Raw genomic sequence first — 16,794 nt, 5'->3', positions numbered from 1 at the left:
CTTTGCGGTGTTAGTCATGCCGCCATCGCGAGCAGGCTCGCTCCCACAGGGGATTTGCGTCGATCACAAATCCATTGTGAGAGCGAGCCTGCTCGCGATGGGGCCTCTATAGACGCCGCAGAACTACAATCCTTCCAATTGCGCCATCAAATCATTCAACCGATCCACCTTCTCCTCGGTGATTTCGCTCGCCGCCAGCCCATCGATGTATTCGGCCAGTTCCTGCACCGTGCTGCACTCGAACATCGCCCGCAGCGGCACATTGCGTTGCAGGGCCTTTTGCACCCGCGAGGCGATTTGCGTCGCCAGTAACGAATGGCCGCCCAGTTCGAAGAAATTGTCTCGCACACCCACCCGCTCGACCTTGAGCACCTGGGCCCAGATGTCCGCCAAGGTCTGCTCCAGTGCATTACCTGGCGCCTGGTAGTCCTGGTTTTGCAACTGGCCGATTTCCAGGGCCGGCAAGGCCTTGCGGTCAAGCTTTCCGTTGGCGTTGAGGGGTAAGCGCTCAAGCCATAGCCAGTGCAGCGGCACCATGTATTCCGGAAGTTCGGCGCGTAGGCGCTGCTTGATGCGCTCCAGGCGCTCGGTCGGGTTCAGCGCCGAGTCGGCTGCGACCAGATACCCCACCAGATGCTTGCCATTGGCGCCTTCCTGCACCCCCACCGCCCCATCGCGCACCTCGGGCTGTTCATGCAACCGCGCTTCGATTTCCCCCAGCTCGATGCGGTAACCACGAATCTTCACCTGATGATCGATGCGTCCGACGTACTCCAGCACGCCGTCACGACGCCGCCGCGCCAGATCGCCAGTGCGGTACAAGCGCTCCCCTGGCGCACCCAACGGGTTGGGCACAAACACCGGGGCCGTGCGCAATGGATCACTGACGTAACCGCGCCCTACCCCGCTGCCCGCTACGCACAACTCACCCACGGCGCCCAGCGGCACCAGGTCCAGCGCACCATCGAGCACGTACAAGCGGTTGTTGTCGGTGGGCGTACCAATCGGCAAGTAGCTGCCACGGGTCGAGGCCATGTCGACCCGGAAGAACGCCACGTCATCGGAGCATTCCGCCGGGCCATAGGCGTTTACCAGGCCAATGTCCGGGTAACGCAACAACCATTGATGGGCCAGCTCCGGCGGCATCGCTTCACCAGTGGGCAGCATCCAGCGCAGGCCGTCCAGACCGATGCGTTCCTGGGCGAGCATGCCCTGGATCAGTGACGGCACGCTTTCCAGCACCGTGATTGCCTGGCGTTGCACATGCTCGAGTAGCCCTTGCGGGTCATGGGCGATCACGTTGGGCACGATGTCCACCCGGGCGCCGAACAACGGCGCGGCGAGGAACTGCCACACGGAAATGTCGAAACTCTGGGAGGCGGTCTGGGCGATCACGTCCGTCTCGCTCAAGGCCAGGTACGGCACCTTGCTGAGCTGATTGTTGAGCATGCCGCGTTGTTCCACCATGACGCCTTTGGGCAACCCGGTGGAGCCCGAGGTGTAGATCACGTACGCCAGGTTGTCCGGGCCGCTGTAAATGCCGGGGTTGTGCTGCGAAACATCGCTGGCCTGGACGCTTTCCCACACCAGCAACTTCGGCCGCCCGGAGCAGGCGAACTCGTCCAGCAGCGCCAGCGCCTGGGCATGACAGGCCTGGGTGCAGACCAGCAACGGCGTGCGGCTCAGCTCAATGATGCGGCTCAGACGCTGACTCGGCAGGCCCGGGTCCAGCGGCAGGTAACCGGCACCGGCCTTGAAGCTGCCGATGATCATGCCCAGCAGGTCCAGGTCGCGCTCAGCCAGCAACGCCACCGGTTGGTCGAGGCCGACGCCGGACGCGATCAAGGCATGGCCGAGGCGGTTGCTCCGTGCATTCAACTCGGCGTAGCTGTACGTCCTGTCCAGGCAGGTGGCCGCCACCCGTTGCGGATGGGCCGCGACCTGGGCCTCGAACAGCTCGACGTAACTTTGCTCCAGCGCATAGGCACGCTCGCTCTGGTTGCAGCCTTGGATCAGGAAGTCCTGCTCCTCGGCGCCAATCAGCGGCAGCTCGGCCATGTCCCCGTGGAAGCCTTCCATCAGCGCCAGCAGCAAGCGCTTGAACTCACCCAGCAAGCCCTGAACAGTGGATTCATCAAAGTAGCGCTGGTCGTAGGACAGATGCAGCCCCAGGTCATCCCCCGGATAGCAGACCGCCGTGAGCGGGAAGTTGGTGTGGGTGCGGCCCGAGTCCGAGGTGGCGTTGAGGCTTTGGGCGCGATCCAGCACCGACACTTCCACCGGCGCGTTCTCAAACACGAACAGACTGTCGAACAACGGTTGCCCCTTGGGCAGTTCGCTGACGTCCTGGATGCTCACCAACGGCAGGTATTCGTACTCGCGCAGTTGCATGTTGCTGTCGAGCAACGCACCGAGCCATTGGCGCACACTGCAACGCTGATGATCGTCGGGCATCCGCACACGCAAGGCGATGCTGTTGATGAACAGACCCACGGTGCGTTGCATTTGCGGCAGTTCCACCGGGCGCCCGGCCACGGTGACGCCGAACAGCACGTCCCGATCGCCGCTCACCCGCCGCAGCACCAGGGCCCACGCGGCCTGAGCGAAGGTGTTGACCGTCAGTTGATGAGCCTGGGCCAGTTCCCGCAGTCGCGCACCGTCGCGGGCCTCGAGGCGGGTGTAGCAGTCACCGACCATCATGCCGCCGCTGTCACCGGCGTGTTCGCGCAGCAACGGCCGGTCGGTGGGGATCGGCGTGGTCCGTTCGAAACCTTGCAGGTTGCGCGTCCACCACTGCCGCGCTTCGGCCAGGCTCTGGTGTTGTAACCAGCCGATGTAGTCGCGATAACGCGGCGGCTCGGCCAGTCGCGGTTCGCGGTGTTCGCCAAGGGCCGTGTAGATCTCGAAGAAATCCTCCATCAGCAACGAACGGCACCAGGCATCGATCAGGATGTGATGGTTGCTCATCATGAACCAGTAACGCGCCGCGCTCACCCGGATCAGGCGCAAGTGGAACGGGGCCTGGTTCAATAGATCGAAACCGGCCTCGCGCTCGCTTTTGAGCAATGCCTGGAGTTTGGCTTCCTGCTCGTCCTGGGGGACTTCACACCAATCGAGATAATCCACTGGCGTGCTGCCGGGCTTGTGGATGATTTGCAGCATGTCTTCGCCGACGTTCCAGCAGAAGGACGCGCGCAAGGCTTCATGACGGGCGATGACCGCCTGCCAGGCCTGGGCGAAACGTTGCGGGTCCAGTTCGCTGTTGATGCGGTAGCGATCCTGCATGTAGTACAGGCCCGTGCCCGGCTCCAGCAATGTGTGCAGCAGCATGCCCTCCTGCATCGGCGTCAGCGGGTAGACGTCTTCGATCTGCGCGGCCGGCACCGGCAGGCTGTCGAGTTGGGCCTGGGTCAGTTTCGCCAAGGGGAAGTCCGAGGGCGTCAAGCCGCCCGCCGCGTCCGTCAGGCAATGTTCGATCAGGCCCAGCAGCTCATCCAGGTAAGCATCGGCCAACGCCACGATGGTCTGGCGCTCGTGCCGCTCGGCGCTGAACGTCCAGCGCAGCACCAGCTCACCGCCGCTGACCTGACTGTCGACACTCAGCTCGTTGGGCAGCGGCGCGTCGGGGTCGTGGATCGCGCCCAACGCCGCGTCCAGCGGCTGGAACAGCGCGTCGTGACCCAGGGTCTGATCGAGCTGCCCCAGGTAGTTGAAGGTGATCGGCGCTTGCGGCAGGCCGGCCATCGCCTGGCGCGTCGCGGCGTCAGCCAGGTAGCGCAGCACGCCGTAGCCGAGCCCCTTGTGGGGCACCGCGCGCAGTTGTTCCTTGATGGCCTTGATCGAGGTGCCGAAGTCTTCACCCGACGGGCTCAGGCGCAGTGGATAAACGCTGGTGAACCAACCCACCGTACGAGTCAGGTCGATGTCATCGAACAGCGCCTCGCGGCCGTGGCCTTCGAGCTGGATCAATGCCGACTCCTGGCCGCTCCAGCGACACAGCACCCGGGCCAGCGCGGTGAGCAGCAGGTCGTTGACCTGGGTGCGGTAGGCACGCGGTGCCTGTTGCAGCAGTTGCCCGGTGCGCTCGGCGTCCAAGCGCACGCTGACGGTCTGGGCGTGACGCTCCTCACGCCCACCGTCAGGATGGGCGCAGGGCAGCGCCACCTCCGGGCCGCTCAAGCACGCTTGCCACCAACCCAGTTCCTCGCGCAGGGACTCGCTGCCGGCGTAGGCCTGCAAGCGCGCGGCCCAATCCCGGAACGGGCTGGTCTTGGCCGGCAGTTCTGCGGTATGCCCGGCGCTGATCTGGCGGTAGAGCGTTTGCAGGTCATCCATCAATACCCGCCACGACACGCCATCAACGACCAGATGATGGATCACGATCAGCAGACGTTGGCGGCCATCGGGCAACTGCGCCAGCACCGCGCGCAGCAAAGGCCCGCTCGACAGATTCAGACTGCGCTGCGTCTGGGCAAACAGCGTTTCACAGGCCTGCTCACTCTCCACGTCCACCTGCCGCAACAGCGCCGCTTCGGACAATGGTCGGTGCTCGGCGCGCCAATGCCCGGCCATTTCGGCAAAACCCAGGCGCAACGCATCGTGCTGTTGGAAAACGCTGCGCAGTGCCTGTTCCAGCACGGACGATTGCAGCGTGATGGCCGGTTCCAGCAACAACGCCTGGTTCCAGTGATGACGGTTGGCAATCCTGCTCTCGAAGAACCAATACTGGATCGGCGTCAACGCCGACTCACCGGCGAGCAGCCCCTGCTCGGCGCTCACTGGCTGACTGTGGCTGGCCACACCGGCCAGGGCCTGCACGGTCTGGTGCTGAAACAGGTCGCGGGGCGTGAAATGAATGCCCTGTTGCCGGGCACGGCTGACGACCTGAATGGACAGGATCGAGTCGCCACCCAGCTCGAAGAAGTTGTCGTTCAGGCCGACCTGCTTCACGTTCAGTACATCGCACCAGATCGCCGCCAGGGTCTGCTCCAAGGCACTGCTCGGGGCCAGGTAATGTTGGCGATTGAGTTCAGGATCCGGCATCGGCAAGGCACGCCGGTCGAGCTTGCCGTTGGCGGTCAGCGGCATGCTCGCCAGCAGGATCAGGTGGGTGGGCACCATGTAATCCGGCAGTTGAGCCTTGAGGTGATTTTTCAGCGCTTCGCGCAGGGCCGCTTGTTGCTCGGTGTCCTGTTCAACGCCGTCGGTTACCAGGTAGCCGGCCAGTTGCTTGCCGCCTGGCATATCGAGCGCCAATACCACCGCCTCGCGCACGGCGTCATGTTCCAGCAGGCGGGTTTCGATTTCCCCCAGTTCGATGCGGAAACCGCGGATCTTCACTTGATGGTCGATCCGCCCCAAATACTCCACCTGACCATCAACGCGCTGGCGCACCAGGTCACCGGTGCGGTACAGCCGTCCGCCATTGACGGCAAACGGATCGGCGACAAAGCGCTCGGCGGTCATGCCCGGACGCTGGTAATAGCCCTGGGCCAATCCCGCGCCACCGACGTACAACTCCCCGGTGGCACCTTGGGGCACCAGAGCCAGGTCGGCATCGAGGATATAGGCCACCCGGGCGCCGATCACGCTGCCAATCGGCACACTCGCCGCGCCCTCTTCCAGTTGTTCAGGGGCAAGGCTCGCCAGTGGCATGACCACGGTTTCGGTCGGGCCATAGGCGTTGAAGAACAGGCTCGGCTGGAACGCCGCCCGGATACGTTGCAAATGCTCGCCGGTCAGGGCTTCGCCACCGGTGATGCACATGCGCACCGGCAGGGTTTGTCCCTGGGTCGCCAGCCATTGCGCCAACTGGCTGCCGTAGCTGGGGGTAAAACCGAGGATGTTGATACGGTGCTCGCGAATCAGCCCGCAGATTTGCTCGGCGTCCCATTGCCCTTGCGCACGCAGCACCACCTGGGCACCGCTGAGCAACGGCACCAGCAGGCGCTCGGTGGCGGCGTCGAAGTTGATGGAATAGAAATGCAGTTCGCAATCGTCCGGGCGCATGCCGAAACGCTGAATCACCGCCTGGCAGTGCATGGCGATTTCTGCGTGGGACACCACCACGCCCTTGGGCTTGCCGGTGGAGCCTGAGGTGTAGATCAAGTACGCCTGATGCTGCGGCAGGTTGATCAGCGGCGGTGCCTGGTCCGAATAGCCGGCGAGGGCCGCGCTGTCGTCCTCCAGGCACCAGCCCTCTACACCGGCCGGCAATGGGCCCAAGGCCTGGAACATCGCCCGGTCGCTGAGCAGCAAACCCAGGCCACTGTCTTCGATCATGTAATGCAAACGGTCCAGCGGGTATTCCGGGTCCAGCGGCACGTAGGCGCCGCCGGCCTTGAGGATCGCTAACAGGCCGACGACCATCTCCAGCGACCGCTCCAGCGCCAGGCCCACCCGCACCTGCGGCCCGACACCGCGCTCGCGCAACATCCAGGCCAGGCGGTTGGCGCGGCATTCGAGTTCGGCGTAGCTCAGGGTTTGCCCGGCAAAGGTCAGGGCCGGTGCGTCGGCGCGGGCCAGGGCCTGTTCGCTGAACAGTTGCTGGATGCACTGATCCAGGCGGTGTTCACCGGGTTCAACGCCGAGGCTGTCGAGCATCTGTTGCTGCTCGCGGGCATCGAGCAACGGCAACTCGCTCAGCCGTTGGGTCGGATCGGCCAGCAGAGCCTCCAGCAGATTGCGCCAGTGCCCGGCCATGCGGGCGATGCGCGGCTCATCGAACAGGTCGGTGCTGTAGGTCAGGCAGCAACCCAGGCGATGGTCCAGGTCGGTGACTTCCAGATTCAGGTCGAACTTGGTGGCCCGGGCGTCGTTGGCCAAATATTCGACGCTCATCCCGGCCAGCGTGCGGCTCTGCTGGAACTCCCAGCGCTGCACATTGCACATCACCTGAAACAGCGGGTTGTATGCGGCACTGCGCGGTGGTTGCAGGGCTTCGACCAGATGATCGAAGGGCAAATCCTGATGGGACTGGCCTTCGATCACCGTATGACGCACCTGCTCGAACAACTCGCCGACTGACATCTGCCCGTCGAGCTGGCAGCGCAGCACCTGGGTGTTGAGGAACGCACCGATCAGCCCTTCGCTTTCCGGGCGGATGCGGTTGGCCACCGGCGCGCCGATGCGCAGGTCGGTCTGGCCGCTGTAGCGGTAGAGCAGCACGGCCAGGGCGGCGGTCATGGTCATGAACAGGGTCAAGCCGTGTTGCGCATTGAAGGCGCGGACCCGGGCGGCGAGGTCATCACTCAGGTCGAAGCGGAACAATTCACCGCGATGGCTTTGCACCGGCGGACGCGGACGGTCGCCCGGCAATTCGAGCAACGGGTGTTCGCGCCCCAGTTGTGCGGTCCAGTAGTCCAGTTGCCGTTGGCGCTCGCCAGACTCCAGCCACTGGCGCTGCCAGACGCTGTAGTCCAGATACTGCACCGGCAACGGTTCCAGTGGCGATTCGCGGTCGTCGATAAAGGCCTCGTACAGTGCACTCAGCTCGCGGGCAAAAATATCCATTGCCCAGCCTTCGGTGACGATGTGGTGCAGAGTCAGCACCAGGTAATGTTCCTGCTCGGCGGTCTTGACCAGACAGACCCGCAGCAGTGGCCCGGTTTCCAGGTCGAAGGGTTTGTGCGCTTCGCTGTCGGCCAGTTGCTGCACCTGCTGTTGGCGAATATCGGCGGCGAGCATCGAGAAATCTTGCCAGTCCATGCGCAGGCCGGTAGCGGCGTGCACCTGTTGCCGGGGCACGCCGTCGACGCTGGGGAAGGTAGTGCGCAGGGTTTCATGGCGCAGGACCAACGCCTGCAACGCCGCTTCGAAACGCCCGACATCCAGCACCCCGCACAACCGCGCCATGCCGCCGACGTTGTAGGCCGGGCTGTCGGGCTCCATCTGCCAGAGGAACCACATGCGCTGTTGGGAATAAGACAACGGCACCGGTTGGCTGCGATCGACTTTCTCGATCGGCGGTTGCCGGTTGGTCTGACCGCAGGCCTTTATCAAGCGCACCTGTTCGGCGAACGCACCCAGCTCACTGGCCTCGAACAAGGTCCGCAACGGCAGCTCGACGTCACAGACCTGGCGGGTGCGGGAAATGATCTGGGTCGCCAGCAGCGAATGGCCGCCCAGGGCGAAAAAGTCGTCCCGCAGACCGATGCGGTCGAGCCCCAGCACGTCGCGCCAGATGCCAGCGACCTGTTGCTCAAGGGCACTGACCGGCTCGACGTGTTCACGCACTTGCCATTGCGGTTCGGGCAAGGCACGACGGTCGAGTTTGCCGCTGGGGCTCAGGGGCATGGCGTCCAGGCGCAGCAATTGCGCGGGCACCATGTAGTCCGGCAGTTCGGCGGCCAGGGCGGCGTGGAGTCGGGCGTTTTCGAGGTCCTGATCGTGCGTAACATCGCAAGCGGTGTAATAGCCGATCAGTTGCGGGCCGGCCGAGGTCTCGCGTACCAACACCGCCACTTGGGCCACGCCGTCCTGGGCCAGCAGCCGCGCTTCGATTTCCTGCGGCTCGACCCGAAATCCGCGCAGCTTGACCTGCTGGTCGAGACGGCCAAGGTATTCGATCACGCCATCGGCGCTCCAGCGCGCCCGGTCACCGGTGCGATACAGCCGCGCGCCCGCCACGCCCAGCGGGTCGGCGATAAAACGCTCGGCGCTCAAACCCGGACGCCCGAGGTAACCCCGCGCCAACCCCAGGCCGCCGATGCACAATTCACCCGGCACGCCGGCCGGCACGGGATTGAGTTCGCTGTCGAGCACACGACACAACACATTGCCCAGCGGCCGGCCGATGGGCGAGCGCTCGCCGTCGGCGACGCTGCAATGCCAGTGGGTGACGTTGATGGCGGTTTCGGTCGGGCCATAACGGTTGTGCAATTGCGCCGACGGCAGTTGCGCCAGCACGCGGTTGCGCAGTTCGGCGGGCAACGCTTCACCCCCGCAGAATACCCGGCGCAGGCTGGTGCAGCGGGCGCTCAAGGGTTCGTCGATGAACAGGCTGAGCAGCGGCGGCACGAAGTGCAGCGTGGTCACGCCAAATTGTTGGACCAACTGCGCGATGCGGTGCGGGTCACGGTGTTCGCCGGGTCCGGCCAACACCAATTGGCAGCCGGTGATCAGCGGCCAGAAGCATTCCCACACCGACACGTCGAAGCTGATCGGCGCTTTTTGCATCAGCACATCGGATTCATCCAGGGCGTAAGTGGCCTGCATCCATTGCAGGCGCTCGGCCAAAGCCGCGTGGGTGTTGCCGACGCCTTTGGGCTGGCCGGTGGAGCCGGAGGTGTAAATCACGTAAGCCAGGTGATCACCGTGCAGGTGCAGACCCGGCGGATTGCTCGGCCATTGCTCCAAATGCAAGGCGTCCATGGCAATGACGCTGACGCCCTCGCAGAGGGGCAAGCGTTCAAGCAATGCAGTTTGGGTCAGCAACAGATCGACGCCGCTGTCCTTGAGCATATAGGCCAGGCGCTCGGCCGGGTAATCGGCATCCAGCGGCACGTAGGCGCCACCGGCCTTGAGGATCGCCAGCACACCGATGAGCAACTGCGGCGAACGCTCGGCGGCAATCGCCACGCACACGTCCGGGCCGACACCTTTGTCGCGCAGGTAATGGGCCAGGCGGTTGGCCTGGGCGTGCAACTCGGCGTAGTCCAGGCGGCCATCGTCCCACCGCAGCGCAGTGCGTTGCGGCGTAAGCCGGGCCTGTTCGTTCAACAGCTCCGGCAGCCACTGTGTGGCCGGCGCGCAGGGCGCCGCGCTCCACCGCTGCTGTTGCGCATGCTCATCAACGCTCAGCAACGGCACATCGCCGATGGCCTGTTGCGGATTAGTGCAGACGGCGCGCAGCAGGTTGCAAAAATGCCCGGCCAACCGAGTGATGGTCGCAGCCTCGAACAGTTCGTCGGCGTAGTCGAATGAGAGTGTCAGCCGTCCGTTGCGATCCTCTTCGCTATGCAGCTGCAAGTCGAACTTGGCTTCGCAGCTGTGCCATGGCAGTTCGTCGGCCAACAGCCCCGGCAAGCGGCGCAAGGCGCTGAGGTCGCGCTGCTGATGGTTGAACATCACCTGGAACAGACCTTGTTCGCGAACCTGGGGGAACGCTTCGAGCAGTTGTTCGAACGGCAGGTCCTGATGGGCCTGGGCGCCCAGCGTGGTCTCCCGGGCTTGGGCCAGCAACGCGGCGAACGACTGGCGCGGATCGACCTGAGCGCGCAGCACCTGGGTATTGATGAAAAAGCCGATCAGCCCCTGGGTCTCCAGGCGTGGACGGTTAGCGTTGGGCACGCCGATGCGGATGTCAGACTGGCCGGTGTAACGCTGCAACAGCGCTTGGAAGGCGGCCAGCAGCAGCATGAATAAGGTGGCGTCGTGGGCTTGGGCCACTTGGCGCAAGGCAGCACCGAGGTCTTTGTCCAGACGCAGACTATGGCGTGCGGCGCTGCGCCGATGCTGAGCGCTGCGGGGATGGTCCGTGCCCAGGGCCAGGCTCGGATGTTCGTCGCCCAGTTGCTGTTTCCAGTACGTCAGTTGCCGCTCGGCCTCCCCTTGAGCCAACCACTGGCGCTGCCAACTGCCGTAGTCGGCGTACTGCAACGGCAACGGCGCCAGGGCGGCGACCTGCCCTTGGCATGCAGCCGCGTATAACCGCGAGAACTCATCGATCAGCACGTTCATCGACCAACCGTCGGCAATGATGTGGTGCAGCGTGACCAGCAACTGATGATCAGCCTCATCGAGGCGCAGCAAAGTGACGCGCCACAGTGGGCCCTTCTGCAAATCGAACAGCGTCGTGGCTTCATCGTCTCGAACCTGGCGCGCCCGGGCCTCGCGCTGGTCGGCGGGCAGGTCGCTGAGGTCGATCACTCGCAGTTCGAGTTCAGCGGCCGGATCGATCTGTTGCAGAGCGACACCCTCGCGCTCCAAAAATCGTGTGCGCAGGGCTTCGTGGCGTTCGAGCAGTTGCTGGAAACTGCAGCGCAACGCCTCCTCGTTCAACTCACCGCGCAGGTGCAAGCCGCCGGGAATGTTGTAGGCGCGGCTCGCCGGATCCAGTTGCCAGGTGATCCACAACCGATTCTGGGCGAGGGATTGCGGCAACGCTTCGTGGCGCGGTAACCGACTGATCACGCCTGTGGCTTCACCACCTGCCTGCTGCAGGCTCGCCACCGCTGCCGTGAACGCTGCGAGGGTCGGCGCTTCGAACAACACGCGCAGATTCAGCGCCAGCCCCAGCCTTTCTTGCAGCCGCGCGACCACTTGAGTGGCGGCGATGGAGTTACCGCCCAACAGGAAGAAATGATCGTCGCCCTGGACGTGTTCAATCTGCAACTGCTCGCACCAGACTTGGCCGATCAATGTTTGCAACGGCGATGACGAGCGAGCATCTGGGCTTGCTTCAACCTCGACTGACGGGAACAGCGCATAACTGTCGAGACTGCCGTCGGCCAATCGGGTCCGACAGGCCGAGCGTTGCAACTTGCCGCTGGAGGTCTTGGGCAACGCGCCCGGATTGAGCAGCACCACCACGCTCGGCGCTTGCTGACAGGCTTCGGCCACCGCCTGGCGAATGGCTTTGATCAACGCTTCGGGTGGCAGGATCTTCTGCACGCTGCGGCTGATTTCCGCCGCGATGCCGATGCCCTCCTCGCCGCCATTGTTGACCGCGAACGCCGCCACCCGGCCTTTGCGCACCACCTCCACTTCCCGCTCGATGGTTTGCTCGATGTCCTGGGGGTAGAGGTTATGACCGCGCACGATCAACAGGTCCTTCAAGCGGCCGGTAATGAACAGCTCACCGTCACGCAGGAAACCCAAGTCGCCGGTGCGCAGCCAGGTGCGGCCAGCGTGCTGGACGAATGTCTTGGCGCTGGCCTCAGGGTTTCGCCAGTAGCCATGCGCAATGCTCGGCCCACAGGCCCAGACTTCGCCGACCCGGTTGTCGGTCAGCGGCTGCAACGTGTTGGGCTCGACGATCAGCACCGCATGCCCAGGCTGACTCACGCCGCAACTCATCACCGTACTGCCCTGCCCTGGCTCGGCACGGTTGTGCGCCAGGGCCGTGTCGTCCATCCGCAACGCCGGGATGCCTTGACTGCGTGGCGTGCCCGCGACGAACAACGTGGCTTCGGCCAGGCCATAGGACGCCATGAAACTGTCCGGCGTGAAGCCGCACGGCGCGAATTTCTCGGCAAAGCGTTCCAGGCTGTCGAGACGGATCGGCTCGGAGCCTGAATAAGCCACGCGCCAGCCGCTCAGGTCGAGGCGCTTGAGCGCCGATTCACTGACCCGCTCGCTGCACAGCCGATAGGCGAAGTCCGGGCCGCCGCTGATGGTGCCACCGTATTCACTGATCGCCTCCAGCCAGCGCAATGGCCGGGCCAGAAAGTACGCGGGCGACATCAGCACACAGGGCACACCGCTGAAAACTGGCTGCAACAGGCCACCGATCAGGCCCATGTCGTGGTACAGCGGCAGCCAGCTGACGATCACGTCGTCAGGGTTCAGATCGATGCCGAAACCGTGGCGGATCAATAATTCGTTGGCCACCAGGTTGCCATGGCTCACTTGCACACCCTTGGGCAACGCGGTGGAGCCGGAGGTGTATTGCAGGAAAGCAATGTCATGGTCCTGAAGATTCGGTTGCAGCCATTGCCCGGCGCGGGCCGGATCAAGGGTATCGACGCACAGCACGGGAGGGGCTGACTCGATGGCTTGCAGCGGCTCGCGCAGATCGCTGCGGGTGAGCAGCAGGCGCGGCTCGGCATCGGCAATGATCGACAGCAGGCGTTCCTGGTGATGGCGTCGGGCGGACTCCGGCGGATAGGCCGGCACGGCGATCACACCTGCATAAAGGCAGCCAAAAAACGCCGCGACGTAGTCCGGACCACTGGGAAACAGCAGTACCGCACGGTCGCCGAACGCCGCTTCGGCCTGCAAGGCGGCGGCGATGGTCCGGGCACGCAGGTCCAGGTCGCGATAACTCAGCACCACACTTTGCTCCGGGGCGTCGGCAAGGAAGCGCAAGGCCACACGGTCCGGCGACAACGCGGCGCGGCGCTGAAGGGCATGAGCCAGGGTGCTGGGGAGTTCGAACGCGTCGGTCATGAGGTTTCCTGCCTGAAATTCGGCTTGCTAGTGGTATCTGGTGGCCTGCGGAATGCGGTGCGGCATCGGGACTGCCGCCCGAAACCTTCATCCCTGAGAACGGATACCGTCGGCAAATAATTAGTCAGCAACCTCTTGTTCCAGCCCCGCTGACAGGCAGAACACCGTGGCAACGGGTCGCAGTTCTCGCGCTGGACTTTTCAGCATCAATAATTCTTCTTCTCAATTGACAATCATTATCATTCAGCCTAATTTGTCGCTCGATATGCAGGACGAGTCGGACAGAGCCGTCGTCCTGCTAACTTTTTGCAGCAAGGTGAATTCCATGACGGAACAAGTATCCACAAGCAGGTGCGACTCACCGTTACTTCAGGCATTCGTGGATAACCGGATGATCCTGGTCAAGATCGCAGCACGAATCACCGGTTGCCGGTCCCGGGCAGAAGACGTGGTGCAGGATGCGTTTTTCCGGCTGCAATCGGCGCCTCAGATCACCTCGTCCTTCAAGGCTCAGCTCAGCTACCTGTTTCAGATCGTGCGCAACCTGGCGATCGACCATTACCGCAAGCAGGCGCTGGAACAGAAATACTCGGGGCCGGAAGAGGAAGGGTTGAATGTGGTGATCCAGGGGGCTTCGCCAGAAACGTCACACATCAATTTCTCGACGCTGGAGCACATCGCCGACGCGCTCACTGAACTGCCCAGCCGCACCCGTTATGCCTTCGAGATGTACCGCCTGCACGGTGTGCCACAGAAGGATATCGCCAAGGAGCTGGGGGTCTCGCCGACCCTGGTGAACTTCATGATCCGCGACGCTCTGGTGCATTGCCGCAAGGTGTCAGGGATTCGTGGGGATACATTCGCCCGGCGGTAACAGTGCCGTGATTTTGCGGGCCTCATCGCGAGCAGGCTCGCTCCCACAATGGATCTGGGTGTTCACGAAGTCTGTGTTCATCACAAATCCCTGTGGGAGCGAGCCTGCTCGCGATAAGGCCTTGAGGACTTAACCTCTTACATCAACCCACACCGATCAAAAAACCGCTCACGCCCCAGAATCATCAGCGCCGCGCGCTTGTGGGGGAAATCGAATTCCTTTTCACAGTGGAAACACTGGTTGTACAGATGACCGATCATTCGGGCGTTGTCGGCCCGAGGTTCGGCCACCACGCGTTGGGTGCGCGGGTCGTCGAGAAACAGGTAATGCACCAGTGCCGACAGCCAGCTTGCCACCTTGTGCGGGCCACGGTGCTGCTCTTCGCCCACCAACATGTGAATGCCGCGATCATAATTGTGCACGTCGTAGAACGGCGCGATCCGATCCTCCTTGGCCCAATAGGCTTCGAAGTAGGCGAAAGGCTGGTCGTCGAAACAACCGATCAAGGTCAGCACCCGGGGATCGCGCTGCAGTGTGCTCAGATACTCGCGATGCTGTTCCAGGCTGCCCTCCTCCTGCCAGAAACTCGCCACCCGTGGGCTGTTCTGCCAGCGGTTGAAGCGCGTCAGGTCCTGTTCGATTTCCAGGGTGCGCAAGGACACCCAGGCCCCCAGGCGCGCATCGAAGCGCCGATACACCTCGCCTCGCGGCTTCATGGGCCGGCGCGGATGACGCTTGCCATCGGTGATGATCATCTGTTGCGGATAGCTGCCGTTGAACGACTCTCCCAGCCAGGGTTGCGGCAGTTGCCAGAACAGAGTGCGCTCGCAGATGTACTCGTCGGCGCACTCGCCGGGCGTCAGCAGTCCGCTGAGCAAGGCTTCACCAGGGCGCTCGGGCAGATGCCAAGTCAGGCGCCGGCATTCAGGATCGCGGGCGAACAGCCAATAGCAGGCCGCCCAAAGCGCCGGGCCTACGGGCCGATCATTGATTTCCTGCAAATGCACATGTAGCTCGGTACCCCGCTCCAAGCGCAGCCGGATCAGCGGCGCGCCCTCAAGCATCAGGCTCAGGTGGTGTTCGGTTTCATCGGCGCCGAGACGGCGACCACCGGGTAAAGGCAGCGTCGTCGGGTGCTTGAGGTGGGACATGGCGGGGCTCACGTAGTCGTCGGTAGTCAACGTGTGACGTGAGCCAGGCAGGGAAATTTAGTGCCCTGTTCAATGATCGTGGGCTGGCACCAGCTGTATCTGGTAGGGCTGGAAAATCGCCAGCATCTGCCCGTCGTCCCGCAGCTTTTGCAGCAGCCGATCGAACGCTTCGCCAGAGATCGGCGCCTGGGGGCGGATCAGCGCGTAATGGTGGTAAATCTGATCGATACGTTCGGATATCAGCAATTGGGGGGCGACGTCTGGATTGCGCAACACGTAATCGATGAGGTACGAACGGGTGACCAGCGCAATGTCCGCACGCCCGCGCAAGACCATCAGCAGGTTGCTGTCATGGGAATACGTCAGCGTGGCGTTGTATTGGCCGGTCAGGAACTTGGGGTCGGCGTTGAATTCGGCAAAGGCGTAGTGGTAGCCGCTGAACAGCGCCAGGCGCTTGCCCCGCAGATCAGAGAAATAGTCTTGCTGACGATCCGGTTGACGCTGGGCTACGAAGATTTCCGCGTCTTCCAGGCCCATGTCTACCGCAGTATGAGGCACATCCTTCCAGCCCCAGTCCGGGTTCTCGAAAATGGCCATGTCGACCCGCCCCTGCTTGAAATCATTGAAACGGCGCGGAATCGACGTCGGAACCAGCACGAATTGATAATCGCTTTGGGACCGGTTCAAGGCCTCGACCAACTGCGGCAGCAAACCGGTATCGGCGCCAGTTTCGGGGCGTATCGTGTAGGGCGGAAAATGCGCTGCGCCAATCCGGACCAGTTGCGCAGCCGTGGCCGGCAACGCGAACACTGCAATCAACGCAGCGAGCAAGACGCGCGAGGCTATCCCCATCGTTGAAAACGTCAAGACACCTCACTCCCCAGAAAATTAATCATCAGTGAATCCAACCAGGCATCTCAATGCACATCACGCAGGGCACGCAAGGCGACCACTCAGCGGCATTGCTGCCTCTTTTTATTTTTCTTCAAGCACCAGAATCAAGGCTTGCTCGGCCAACTCATCAAGACTCAGGCTGCCCTCGGCGCGAAACCAAGTGGTGGTCCAGGACAGGGCGCCGGTCAGGAAACGACGGGTGATGAACACGTCGCCCCGAATATACCCCGCGTCCTTGGCCTGCCCAAGAACCTCAAGCCACAGGGCCTCATAAATATCACGCAAAGCCAGCACCTGTCTTTGCCCTTGCTCGGACAACGAGCGCCATTCGTAGACCAGCACCGCCATCGCCTCGCCGCTGCCGCCCATGATCGACTGCAACTCGCAGCGGATCAGCGCCAGGACCCGCTCGCGCACGCTATCGGCCTCGGCCAGCGCCGCGCGCATCAACGCCGTGTTGTAGCGAATGGTCTCCTCCATCACCGCCCGCAGGATCTCATCCTTGCTTTTGAAATGATGAAAGATGCTGCCCGACTGAATGCCCACCGCGCTCGCCAGGTCGCGCACCGTGGTGCGCTCGAACCCTTTGTTGCGAAACAGATGGGCGGCGGTCTGGAGCAGTTTGCCGCGAGCGCTGTCAGGATCGGTCAGTTGCCCGTTATCGACCAGCTCACGCATCACGTTCAGGGCTTTTTGCTCATCCACCCATTCTCTCCTACAGTCGATCGATCAACGTCGGGCCACGCTTGCGGAACCGACGAGGTG

5 protein-coding genes are annotated in these 16,794 nt (G+C 63.2%); 1 reads left to right on the top strand and 4 read right to left on the bottom strand.

Translation table 11 applies throughout. The features are described 5' to 3' along the window. Positions 1 to 123 precede the first annotated feature (123 nt). Positions 124 to 13,110, bottom strand: coding sequence for a non-ribosomal peptide synthetase (locus BM132_RS23120; RefSeq protein WP_092458988.1), 12,987 nt, complete (start codon positions 13,108 to 13,110; stop codon positions 124 to 126). Between the two features lie 325 nt (positions 13,111 to 13,435). On the opposite strand from BM132_RS23120, the gene BM132_RS23115 reads away from it, so the two are divergent. Continuing rightward, on the top strand, positions 13,436 to 13,984 hold the full coding sequence (locus tag BM132_RS23115; RefSeq protein ID WP_092401827.1) for an RNA polymerase factor sigma-70: 549 nt from the start codon (positions 13,436 to 13,438) through the stop codon (positions 13,982 to 13,984). A gap of 137 nt (positions 13,985 to 14,121) precedes the next feature. On the opposite strand, the gene BM132_RS23110 is transcribed toward BM132_RS23115, so the two are convergent. The 3 genes from BM132_RS23110 to BM132_RS23100 form a co-directional block, all read right to left on the bottom strand. Continuing rightward, entirely contained in the window at positions 14,122 to 15,135 is a 1,014-nt protein-coding gene (locus tag BM132_RS23110) for a GNAT family N-acetyltransferase (RefSeq protein ID WP_092458986.1), read from the bottom strand. A gap of 69 nt (positions 15,136 to 15,204) precedes the next feature. After that, on the bottom strand, positions 15,205 to 15,987 hold the full coding sequence (locus BM132_RS23105) for a substrate-binding periplasmic protein (protein ID WP_177193381.1): 783 nt from the start codon (positions 15,985 to 15,987) through the stop codon (positions 15,205 to 15,207). Positions 15,988 to 16,110: 123 nt separating this feature from the next. Then, positions 16,111 to 16,734, bottom strand: a complete 624-nt coding sequence (locus tag BM132_RS23100; RefSeq protein ID WP_047226408.1) for a TetR/AcrR family transcriptional regulator — start codon at positions 16,732 to 16,734, stop codon at positions 16,111 to 16,113. Positions 16,735 to 16,794 lie beyond the last annotated feature (60 nt).

The sequence above is a fragment of the Pseudomonas sp. NFACC45 genome (assembly GCF_900113505.1).
GTDB lineage: Bacteria > Pseudomonadota > Gammaproteobacteria > Pseudomonadales > Pseudomonadaceae > Aquipseudomonas > Aquipseudomonas tehranensis.
The sequence above is the reverse complement of the archived record's forward strand: the minus strand, read 5'-3'. Positions and strand labels throughout refer to the sequence as shown.

What these genes read in the sequence shown, in the direction of transcription:
- BM132_RS23120 (WP_092458988.1), bottom strand. Translation starts at nt 13,110, where the DNA reads ATGACCGACGCGTTCGAACTCCCCAGCACCCTGGCTCATGCCCTTCAG.
- BM132_RS23115 (WP_092401827.1), top strand. Translation starts at nt 13,436, where the DNA reads ATGACGGAACAAGTATCCACAAGCAGGTGCGACTCACCGTTACTTCAG.
- BM132_RS23110 (WP_092458986.1), bottom strand. Translation starts at nt 15,135, where the DNA reads ATGTCCCACCTCAAGCACCCGACGACGCTGCCTTTACCCGGTGGTCGC.
- BM132_RS23105 (WP_177193381.1), bottom strand. Translation starts at nt 15,987, where the DNA reads ATGGGGATAGCCTCGCGCGTCTTGCTCGCTGCGTTGATTGCAGTGTTC.